This is a genomic window from Ligilactobacillus sp. (genome assembly GCF_036846325.1).
GTDB lineage: Bacteria > Bacillota > Bacilli > Lactobacillales > Lactobacillaceae > Ligilactobacillus.
The window spans coordinates 59,096-70,056 of record NZ_DAIUCE010000001.1 but is presented as its reverse complement, the minus strand read 5'-3'; the positions used below and the strand labels follow the sequence as shown (position 1 = coordinate 70,056).

The following is a 10,961-nucleotide window of genomic DNA, read 5'->3' as shown; positions in this document are numbered from 1 at the left end:
TAGAACCGTATTAAAGGCTGTTTTTAATTTGGGAATAACTTCACGCGTTGGAATTTCGGAATATCTTAATCTTAACAAGGCAACGGTTTCTTCTCTTTACAGTGAACTGAACGAGTGTGGTTACTTCATTGAAACAGGTCAGGGAAATTCAACAAGCGCCGGTGGCCGCAGACGAAATCTGTTCAGAATCAATCCTGATTACGGGTACATCATGAGCTTTGACTTCGGCTTTAATTATGTTGATGCAATGAAGAACGGTTTTTCCGGCAGAATCTTGCGGAAGGAGCGGATTAATGCAGAAGGTCTTGACATTTTCGAAATAATTGAGCAGATCAGGGAAAAAATCAGATTTGAGGAAAAGGCAGACAGGAGCTTGAACGGACTGCTTGGCATAGGCTTTTCGATTCATGGAATTGTCAATGACAACCGCATCGTTGATTCGCCGTTCATGGACTTCAAGGGAATCGACGTTGCTGGAATATTTGAAAATGACTTTGAAGTTCCTGTATTTCTGGAAAATGAAGCAAACCTTTCGGCAGTATATGAACGTGATTTCGGAACTGAAAGCCCGCAAAGCCTTGTGGCCATCTCCATTCATCGCGGTGTCGGTGCAGGGGTCGTCTATAACGGTCTCCTGAACCGCGGAGCAAACGGGAGGACCGGTGAGATAGGGAGGATTACTGACATCAGTCTTAAAGGCGGAAAGATTGAGGATTTTCTTTCAGATGATGCAGTCATGAAAAGAGTCTGCGCTGCAGTGGGAAGGACAGTCACAAGACAGGATGTTGTTTCAATGTATGAGGCAGGAGACATGCATGTGAAGAGGATTTTTGACGACTATGTCAAAAATCTCAGTGTACTGACATATGATGTTTCGCAGATATACGATCCGACGGTCATTTATTATGACTATCCTTTATTTGAAGAAATTCCCGACATTTTCGAGAAACTGAAGAAAGTGTGTGAATCGTTGAATTTAAATGTCCCTGTCAGGCGGATGACAAATTCAGAAAATGCTCAGCTCTTAGGGAGTTTTTCGATTGTCCTGAACAGTGTCCTAGGGTTTGAGGAAGGAAGCATCAAATTCAAGGAAAATCCGGCAAATGAATGACATATATGCAAAACAAGGCGTTGTTGATGAGACGACGCCTTGTTTTTAGCTGACTATACGAAAAAAGCCAGGCACAAGCCTGACTCTAAAAATATCAAAGAGATTGGGCATACAGGGTTCGAACCTGTAAATTATGGATTCAGAGTCCACTGCCTTACCAATTTGGCGAATGCCCAATAAATCAATCAACTTCTATAGTATATAAAAACAGCGAAAAAATGTCAATGGTAAATTGGAATTATTCCCGGATATTTGTATAATATAGAATATCAAGAAATCGGTCAGCTGAAACAGGCAGAATCTTACGTCATGAAATGCCCGTGACAGACGGATCGCAAGTAAACTGAAATATTTGGAAAGGAGCGGCGAGACGGCCTGTGATCTTTTAGGCCGTCTTGCCTGTAGTAATGAAAAGTAAACAAAGTTTGGGAAAGTTTGATTTGACGACCATCATTGTCGGCTCTTCAATCGGCACTGGTATTTTTGGACTTGGCAGTGATTTGGCAAAGGCAGCGGCACCAGGACCGGCGTTAATTGCCTGGCTGATCGTCGGTACCGGGACGGTTTGTCTGGTTGCCTCGCTGAATAATTTGGGACAAAAACAATCCGAATCAGGGATTTTCGGCTATGCCGGCAAATGCTTCGGACCAATGGGGGAATTCATGTCGGGCTGGATCTATTGGATATCCGGCTGGATGGGCAACGTTGCCTATGCGATGATGCTGATGAGCGCAATCGGTTTTTTCATGCCTGAATTAAAGGGAATGGGCAACTTTTTAAAAATCGTCAGTTCGATTTTCATCCTGTGGTTTTTGTCTTTTCTGGTAAATCGCGGCATAAAATCCGCATCATTCATAAATGCAATCGTGACCTGCGCCAAAGTCATACCTTTGATCTTGTTTATCGTTGTAATGGCAGTCAGTTTCAAAGCAGGAATCTTAACAGCGGATTTTTGGGGAAAAGTCAATGACAGCGCTATTTCCGGTACATATCAGCCCGCAAGCGCTTTCAAGCAGATTTCATCATCCTTGATGGTGATGGTGTGGGCGTTTTACGGACTTGAAGGGGCCTCACTTCTTTCAAAAAGGGCAGAAAAGCCTTCTGATGCCAGAATTGCCTCAATCATCGGAATGATCATCCTGCTTGTAATCTACATGCTGATTTCCCTGCTGCCTTATGGCGTGCTGAGCCGCCATGAATTGGCATCCTGTCCGCAACCGGCAATGTCCTACGTCATGCAGAAAGTCGTCGGGCCATGGGGGGTCATTGCAGTCAACAGCGGAATCATAATTTCAACTTTGGGTGCCTGGCTCGCCTGGACGCTTCTGCCGGGAGAAACGCTGATGATTTTGGCAGGGGATGAGGTGCTGCCGAAGGTCTTCGGAAAGCAGAACAAACACGGTGCTCCTGAGAATGCGCTTATCTTTGGTGCGATTTTGCAGACGTTCTTTTTGATATCGCTGTATTTTACGAAAGATGCTTATAATTATGCATATACGATTGCAACTTCAGCAATTTTTATCGTCTATCTTTTTGTCGGCTTTGATCAAATCAAATACAGCTACGAGCACAGGGAATACGGGAACTTGCTGATTGGAATCGGTGTCGTCGTGCTGCAGCTCTGGGCGCTTTTGATGTTCGGATACTGGCAGGCACTGGGATTGTTCGTACTGTATTTGCCAGGACTGGCACTTTATGCGTATGCGAGAAAAGAATACGGCAAACGCCTGGAAATAAAGGAAAAAGTCGTCATAGTCCTGAGCGTGCTTGCTGGCATTGAGATAATTTCAATGGTATTTTTCTAAAGCGAGGTAATCAGAATGTTTGAGGGAATTAAAAATTGGTTTAAACAACTGTCTGATCCGGTTCAAAAGGAAAAGGCAGTTTTGCAGAAATTCAGCGTAAAATATCAGGAATGCGATAAAATAAGGCTCCATCTGATTTTTTACGGAAAAGTCCAGGGTGTGGGGTTCAGGTATAGTGCGACGATGCTTGCAAACGAACTCGGACTGACCGGATGGGTTAAGAATCTTTCAGACGGAACAGTCGAAATGCAGGTACAGGGATCAACGCAATTGATTGATAAATTGGTTGAGGGGCTTTCAGACAATCAATTCATTGAAATTGACAGAATCGATGATCAAAGAATCGGCATTGATGATTCTGAAGGGAAATTTGAAATGGCTAATTAAAATCAACGCACAGTCTGATGAAGACTGATGATGTTTGTTTTTGTCGGAGATTATACATAGATTAACTCAAGGTTAGTTTGAAAGAAAATGATTAATTTCAAAAGTTCCTTGCAGGAAAAACAGTTTCAAAACGGTTTTTGAATGTCACAAAAAGTAACGTCTTGTTATCCGGTGTTTTTCATGCAATATGCAAAGATTTTGCACTGCATTTAATAAATGACACAAAAAAGAAGCTCGATGATTTTCAGAAGAAAAATTTTTAAGATGCCAAAAGTTACGCAAATATGAATAGACAGCGGTTTACATGGATCGTTAAAAAATGATTATAAGGCTTTAATGTAGCATTTTGTAACAATGATATGCTATACTGAACTCATACCATTTTTTTAGAGAAGGGGAAGTTCGCTAATGAAAAAAATTGTTTCAATGCTATGTGCTTTTTTAGGGCTGTTCATGATAGGATTCATGGTCCAGCCGTCTTCAACCGCGCAGGCATCTGAAAAGACTTACGTTATTGATACTGATGTTACCTTTCCCCCATTTGTCTATGCTAATGAGGACAATAAATACGTCGGAATTGACATGGATTTGATTCGTGCGATTGCGAAAGAGGAAGGCTTCAAGATTAAGATTCGTCCTGTCGGATTCAATGCTGCCGTTCAATCGGTCAGTTCCGGTCAGGCGGACGGCGTAATTGCCGGAATGTCGATCACGGACGAACGCAAAGCTAAATTTGATTTTTCTGATCCTTATTATTCATCGGGAATTGTCATGGGCGTCAACCCTAAGGGCGGCATTAAATCCTTAAGGGATCTGAAAGGAAAGAAAGTTGCCGTGAAAACCGGGACTTCCGGAGCCGATTACGCCAATTCAGTCAAGGACAAGTACGGCTTTAAGGTCGTGACTTTTGATGATTCTGACAACATGTACAATGATGTCAAGAACGGCAATTCGGCCGGATGCTTTGAAGACAGCGCCGTCCTGGCTTACGGCGTTAAAACCGGTTTGGGACTCAAGATTGCAACCAAGTCGACAAATGTCGGTGATTACGGTTTTGCAGTCAAGAAAGGCCATAACAAAGAACTTATGAAAATGTTCAATGAAGGACTGGCTAAACTTAAAAAGAACGGTGAGTATGACAAGATCATCGAACGCTACACTGGCGAAAAGGCTGCGCATGCCAAAAAGGAAAAGGCTGCAAACAGTCATACAATCAGAGGGTTGCTTGAAGAAAACGGCGGTGTGATCGCTTCCGGTCTGCTCGAAACGATCAAGCTTACCGTTATTTCAATTGTCTGTGCAACGTTGTTCGGAATCCTGATTGGTTTTCTGGGTGTTGTCCCGAACAGGATTGCCCAGGGAGTTTCCGGAACGGTTATTTATATTTTCCGCGGATTGCCGTTGATTGTTCTGGCTCTGTTCATTTACAACGGAATTCCAAGTTTGACCGGCAGCAAGATTCCGGCATTCGTTGCGGGCGTGATTACGTTGATGCTGAATGAAGGCGCATATATTGCTGCATTTGTCAAAGGCGGAATCGAAGCCGTTGATTCAGGTCAGATGGAAGCCGCCAGGAGTCTTGGCCTTCCGTTTGGAAAAGCGATGCGCAAAGTTGTTTTGCCACAGGGAATTAAAATCATGATACCTTCATTTATCAATCAATTCATCATTACCTTGAAGGATACTTCGATTCTTTCGGTTATCGGTCTGCTCGAACTGACGCAGACAGGAAAAATCATCATTGCACGCAACCTTGAAGGGTTCCGTGTCTGGACGATTGTTGCAGTAATCTACTTGGTTCTCATCACAGTGTTGACGCTGTTATCAAAATGGGTAGAACGGAGGATTAAGGACTAATGGCAGAATTGAAAGTTAACGTTACGAATCTTGTTAAAAACTATGGTTCGAATCATGTTTTAAAGGGAATCGACTTTAAAGTGGCGAACAATGAAGTCGTTGTTTTGATCGGGCCTTCTGGATCGGGGAAAAGTACGCTTCTCAGATGCCTGAACAAGCTTGAAGAACCTACATCCGGAACGATTGTGATTGACGGCCAGGACATCAGTGATCCAAAGACCGACATCGATAAGGCCCGTGAAAACATCGGCATGGTGTTTCAGCATTTCAATTTGTTCAACAATCTGAGTGTCAGCAAAAATATTACGCTGGCACCGGTTGAACTTGGCAAGATGTCTGAACAGGAAGCAGAGGAACAGGCACGGAAGCTTCTTGAAACGGTTGGATTGGAAGACAAGTTCGATGCAATGCCGGCCTCACTTTCCGGTGGACAAAAGCAGCGCGTTGCAATCGCACGTGCTTTGGCAATGAAACCTGATATCATGTTGTTTGATGAACCCACTTCAGCACTTGACCCTGAAATGGTCGGAGATGTTCTGAACGTAATGAAGAAACTGGCCAGGGAAGGAATGACGATGGTCGTTGTTACACACGAAATGGGCTTTGCCAAAGAAGTTGCCGATCGTGTCGTCTTTATGGCCGATGGCAACGTCGTCGAAGAAGGAACGCCTGAAGAAGTCTTTGATCATCCGCAAAACGAGCGGACGAAATCCTTCCTGGAAAAAGTCATCAACGTCTAAATCGACATCTGAGCTGCTTTTTGAATATTAGCGGCTTCATGAGCTGCTTCATAAAGAGGCGGCTTTTTTTGGCAAGAATGAGGAGGAATTTTGAATGAGTAAAGTTTTGCTTGTAATGCATGATGCATCCGGTTCGTTCTATCGGATGAATAAGACGACTTTTGAGACGATGCCTGTTGCAGGACAGTATATCTATAATTCTGACGGTTTGGCATATGTTGTTGAAGAAGTCTGCCTGTTTGCCGGATACGTTTCGGAAAAAGGAGCGATTGCAATTTTAGTAGTTCATCCGGCACCGGGCGATTCCCCGGAAGCTGAAATTTTCGGACTCAACATTGAAGAAGATTTAGATGATTGAAGGCTTTAATGTTAAAGTAAAACTAAAACTAATCTTAATAAGAAAACGCTACACAAGAGATTAGATATTGAAAAATTTTTGAGTAAGAGTGATAATTGAAAGTATCTAGCGAGGAGTGATATTTTGTGATTTACAAGGATATGCCGGCTTCTTGGCGCAGAACTTTTTTGACTCTTTGGATAGGGTGTTTCATCACTGGGCTTGGTTTTTCAATGACGATGCCGTTTATGGCTCTTTATATTGAAAGCTTCGGTCATTACAGCCGGACGCAAATCAATTTCTATTCCGGCCTGGCATTTTCGGTTACTTATTTTGCACAGGCCGTTGTTTCTCCTTATTGGGGCAATCTGGCAGATCGGAAGGGACGCAAGTTGATGTGCCTGCGTGCTTCCGGCGTGATGACATTTACCGTTTTTTTGACCGGACTTGCAACTAACGTCTACATGATTATCTTTTTGAGACTTTTGCAGGGAGCTTTTTCCGGTTACATCAACAACTCGACGGCCTTTATGGCCGGTGAAGCGCCGAAGGGGCATTCAGGAGCCATCATGTCTCAAATGATGACTGCCAGTGTGACCGGCAACCTGCTTGGGCCGATGTTTGGAGGCGCAATTGCGGGGGTCTTCGGGTATCGTGCCCCGTTTATGATATTTGGTGTCTTGATGGGAATCGTCTTTTTGATGACTTTGACGACAAAAGAGCATTTTACGCCGATACCTGCTAAAGAAATGAAGCCGATGAAGGAAGTTTTTGCAGGTTTGAAAAATCGTCGTCTGATTTTCTTCATGTTTGCAACCACTCTTTTGGTTCAGATGTCATTGATGTCAATTTCACCGATTATAAGCTTATTGGTCAAACAGTTAATGCACGGCGTCGGCAATGTTTCGTTCGTCAGCGGCATCGTTGCTGCGATGCCCGGGTTCGGCACTTTGCTTGTTGCATCGAGATTGGGAAACAAGATGGATGAGGTCGGGCCGCTAAAAGTTTTGATGGTCGGGTTGATTCTGGCAACTTGTTTGTTTATTCCGATGTATTTTGCATCGAGTCCCGCTTCGCTCGGAGTTTTACGCTTTGCTTTAGGCATGGCGAATGCAGCAATGCTTCCGGCCGTTCAGACCGTTTTGACGACTTCGGTTCCGCACGAGGCGTTTGGCAGAATATTCAGCTGGAATCAGTCGTTTCAGGCTGCAGGAGGAATGCTTGGACCAATGATCGGGTCTGCGGTTTCAAGCATATTCAGTTATCAGAGTGTCTTTTTGGCAACTGCAATTTTTGTTTTCGTCGATTTTTGGATCGTATTCTCAGTAAGGAAAATGGCTTAAATAGGAAACGGTCATTTTGAGATTCAGCATTTTTTAGAGAGAAGGGCAGACATTGGCAAGCAACTCAGATTCTATTTTCAATCTTCTTTCGTATTTGAAGCGACATCCCGAGGAACGATATATTGTCAAATCGCATTGTACGAACGTGGTTCAGATTTTTGTCAAGGATACCATCAAAGTTTCCGATTCGGACATTTATTTTCCGGACAATAAGCTGATGGTCAATCGTCTGGAAGACAGCTTCCTGGAGCAGCACGGAAGTCTGCTTGATTATTACTGGAATCAGCTCGGCGGAAAAAGCATCGGTTTTCACGAAGTCTGGGCAACGACTTCACATTTGAAACAGCATGAACAGGCGTTTTTTCGATTTCGATCGTTGACGTTTCAATTTGGAAAGCTCCGGGATGGAAATTCACGGAGCTTTTTTTGATAAAGGCATTTAGAATCAACTCGGATGCGGTGTTGTTGCAATCGGATTTTTGGTGACGCAAGCACTGGATTTTGAAAAAAGAATGAAACGTCTTGCATGTCGTACTATAATATAATTAGACTTGATTCCAGTAAACGAGGTGATAAGATTCATGGCTACGATTCATTTTTATCTGGTTCGTCACGGACAAACGAGATTAAATCGTTCAAGAAGACTCCAGGGGACAACCAATTCGCCGTTGACAAAAAAAGGCAGGCGAATGGCGAAACGACTTGGCAGAGAACTGCAAAATATTCGATTTACGGCTGTTTATACGAGTGATCTCAAACGAACTCATGAAACGGCCGAATTGATCCTTTCGGAAAATAAACGAGGGTGTCCGCCTGTATATCGTGATCCTGACCTGCGCGAATTGAGCTTTGGAAAATTTGAAGAAGCAAACAATATGACAGTAATTCCGACTGCACTCAGGACGCTTGGACTACGCAGAATCCTGCGTGCCTTTGCAAATGACGAGCACGTGGCAGAACTGACGGAACTGTTCAGGACAATGGACGGTGAAGAAGAAATTGAAACCTCGGTTCATCTGGAAAAGCGTTTCAGGCGGGCGCTTGAAACGATTGCACAGGAATACCCGAATCAAGATGCGAATATTCTGATTGTTACGCACGGCCTGATTCTTTCCAACTTCATTGAGAGTTTGAAAGGCGAGGTGCCGTTGTTTTTGGTCGATAATTCGCGAGCCAGCCTGATAGATTACCAAAACGGCAATTTTGAAATTAAATATGTAAACCAGATTAAGCAAGAGAGTGAAAAAATTGATTAATGAAAAGACAACATCCTTGATTCATAAGTTGACTGAAGAAGGCATCGTTCCGGGCGTTTCATATGCCATGATCAGGAACGGATACGTGCAAAGCGAGGTTTTCGGAATGGAGCAGGTGGTTCCGTTCAAAAAGAAATTGACTTATGGCAAGCTGTATGACGTTGCGTCCTTGACGAAAGTCATCGGGACGACGACTTTGATTCTTCATTTGCAGGACATAGGTAAACTGACGGTTGATGATCGAGTATGCGACTATCTTGAAAAATTCAGTGATGGAAGAGTTACCATCAGGCATTTACTGACCCACACGTCTGCGCTTACCGGATATATCAAGGATCGAAACAGTCTTTCCGCAACTGAGCTGATGGATGCTTTATATACGTTAAAAGTCGGCGACTGGTTCGAAAAGAAGGTCGTCTATGCAGATATCGGTCCGATTCTTTTGGGTCAGATCATTGAAAAAATATACGGGATGCCGGTCCAGGATGCGATTGAACAAGAGGTCCTCAAACCTCTTGGATTGAAGGAAAGTACTTTCAGTCCTTCAGGCGATAAATGCGTGCCGACGGAATGCACTGAAGACCGTGGGTTGATTCAAGGCGTCGTTCATGATCCAAAAGCGTTTGTTCTTGGCAGACACTGCGGATCTGCCGGATTATTCATGAGTCTCAATGACTTGATGCGCTTTTCGACCTGGATGCTTGAAAATGATCCGCACAAGCCGGTCGTGTCTGATGCAACAATCAGGAGCTTGTTCAAGGATCATACGCCGAACGGTCAGCTTGGCCGCTCCCTGGGATGGGATCTGCGCTTTTCCTTCGACGGAACTCCTTGTCTTTACCACACTGGTTTTACCGGGACGTTTATCTTGATTGACAGGAAACGTCAGTCAGCATTGATTGTTTTGACCAATCGCGTTCATCCGACTGCAGACAATCAAAGATTTCTTGATTTTCGCGACAAAATCGTTGAGTGTTATTTAAATGAAAATCAATAAAAGTAGATGAAAATGTTTACAAATATTTTGTGCAAAAACAAGAAAACCATGCTATAATATGTATATACATTATTAGAGGTGATTTTGATGACGGAACCAATGTTTTTAAAGCCTGTCTTCCAGGAAAAGATCTGGGGCGGCGATCGTTTGAATACTGTTTACGGATACGACATTCCAAGTGATCATACGGGTGAATGCTGGGCAATTTCAGCACACAAGCACGGTCCTGCAACGGTCATTAACGGACCATACAAGGGCATGACGCTTGACGAAGTCTGGGACAAGCATCGCGAAGCATTCGGAAATGCGGAAGGCGACGTTTTCCCGCTTTTGACAAAGATTCTGGATGCCAAAAAAGATCTTTCCGTTCAAGTGCATCCTGACGATGCCTATGCCGAAGAACACGAACACGAACTCGGCAAGACGGAGTGCTGGTATGTCCTGGCTGCCGATGAAGGAGCACAGATGTACTATGGTCACCATGCGAAGAGTCGCGAAGAACTGGCTGAAATGATTGAAAATCATGAATGGGACAAGCTTTTACGCAAAGTTCCTGTTAAGCCGGGTGATTTCCTGTATGTTCCTTCCGGTACAATTCATGCAATCGGCGCCGGCATCATGGTGCTTGAGACACAGCAAAGCTCTGACACGACATATCGTCTTTATGATTTTGACCGCGTTGACGCAACAACGGGTCAAAAGCGCGAACTTCACATCAAGCAGTCAATCGACGTTACGAACGTTCCGCATGTTGATCCAAAGCTTAATCGCAAGGAATACAAAGTCGGTGATGCTGAGGTCACGCGTTTTGTTTCGACGGACTTCTTCGCCGTTTACAGATGGGTTCTCAAGGGCGGCAGCGCAACGTTCAAGCGTGAAGAAGCACCTTATACGCTTGTATCCGTTCTGGACGGCAAAGGCAAGCTGACGGTTGACGGCAGGGATTACGAAATTGAAAAGGGCGTTCACTTCGTTCTTCCGTTTGATGTCAAGGAATGGACCGTTTCAGGCGACGTCATGATTATTGCTTCAGAACCTGGTCAAAAAGCTTAATTTAAAAAGAGGCTGGGAAAAAACTATGCCTCAATTGAAAAACCGAATGAGATTTGAAGTTAATTGCAAATCTCA

General features: G+C 43.9%; 11 protein-coding genes and 1 tRNA gene. 11 read left to right on the top strand and 1 reads right to left on the bottom strand.

Translation table 11 applies throughout. The features are described 5' to 3' along the window. Positions 1 to 1,111: ROK family protein (locus V7Z60_RS00360; protein ID WP_334115453.1), on the top strand; the 1,111-nt coding region annotated here is incomplete at its 5' end. A gap of 103 nt (positions 1,112 to 1,214) precedes the next feature. Here V7Z60_RS00360 and V7Z60_RS00355 read toward each other — a convergent pair. Continuing rightward, positions 1,215 to 1,287, bottom strand: a tRNA-Gln gene (locus tag V7Z60_RS00355). Positions 1,288 to 1,518: 231 nt separating this feature from the next. Between V7Z60_RS00355 and V7Z60_RS00350 the strand changes: the two genes are divergently transcribed. The 10 genes from V7Z60_RS00350 to manA all read left to right on the top strand — a co-directional run bounded on the left by V7Z60_RS00350 (position 1,519) and on the right by manA (position 10,886). Next, positions 1,519 to 2,916, top strand: coding sequence for a basic amino acid/polyamine antiporter (locus V7Z60_RS00350; RefSeq protein WP_334115452.1), 1,398 nt, complete (start codon positions 1,519 to 1,521; stop codon positions 2,914 to 2,916). Between the two features lie 15 nt (positions 2,917 to 2,931). After that, positions 2,932 to 3,303 (top strand): acylphosphatase, encoded by a 372-nt coding sequence (locus V7Z60_RS00345; protein WP_442918877.1) that lies wholly within the window; start codon positions 2,932 to 2,934, stop codon positions 3,301 to 3,303. Between the two features lie 453 nt (positions 3,304 to 3,756). Further along, positions 3,757 to 5,160, top strand: a complete 1,404-nt coding sequence (locus V7Z60_RS00340; RefSeq protein WP_334115462.1) for an amino acid ABC transporter substrate-binding protein/permease — start codon at positions 3,757 to 3,759, stop codon at positions 5,158 to 5,160. Beyond that, on the top strand, positions 5,160 to 5,900 hold the full coding sequence (locus V7Z60_RS00335) for an amino acid ABC transporter ATP-binding protein (RefSeq protein ID WP_334115450.1): 741 nt from the start codon (positions 5,160 to 5,162) through the stop codon (positions 5,898 to 5,900). Before V7Z60_RS00340 ends, V7Z60_RS00335 begins: the two co-directional genes overlap by 1 nt. Before the next feature lie 94 nt (positions 5,901 to 5,994). Then, complete coding sequence (locus V7Z60_RS00330) at positions 5,995 to 6,258, top strand: LysR family transcriptional regulator (RefSeq protein ID WP_334115449.1); 264 nt, start codon at positions 5,995 to 5,997, stop codon at positions 6,256 to 6,258. Between the two features lie 140 nt (positions 6,259 to 6,398). Further along, complete coding sequence (locus V7Z60_RS00325; RefSeq protein ID WP_334115461.1) at positions 6,399 to 7,580, top strand: MFS transporter; 1,182 nt, start codon at positions 6,399 to 6,401, stop codon at positions 7,578 to 7,580. A gap of 52 nt (positions 7,581 to 7,632) precedes the next feature. Further along, positions 7,633 to 8,010 (top strand): hypothetical protein, encoded by a 378-nt coding sequence (locus V7Z60_RS00320; RefSeq protein ID WP_334115447.1) that lies wholly within the window; start codon positions 7,633 to 7,635, stop codon positions 8,008 to 8,010. A gap of 151 nt (positions 8,011 to 8,161) precedes the next feature. After that, a complete protein-coding gene (locus V7Z60_RS00315; protein ID WP_334115446.1) occupies positions 8,162 to 8,836 on the top strand; it encodes a histidine phosphatase family protein in 675 nt (224 codons plus the stop codon). Beyond that, positions 8,832 to 9,833 carry a serine hydrolase domain-containing protein gene (locus V7Z60_RS00310; protein WP_334115459.1) on the top strand — a complete coding sequence of 334 codons (1,002 nt, stop codon included), beginning with the start codon at positions 8,832 to 8,834 and terminating at the stop codon, positions 9,831 to 9,833. The genes V7Z60_RS00315 and V7Z60_RS00310 overlap by 5 nt, the downstream gene beginning before the upstream one ends. A gap of 87 nt (positions 9,834 to 9,920) precedes the next feature. After that, positions 9,921 to 10,886 (top strand): mannose-6-phosphate isomerase, class I, encoded by a 966-nt coding sequence (gene manA, locus V7Z60_RS00305; RefSeq protein ID WP_334115445.1) that lies wholly within the window; start codon positions 9,921 to 9,923, stop codon positions 10,884 to 10,886. Positions 10,887 to 10,961 lie beyond the last annotated feature (75 nt).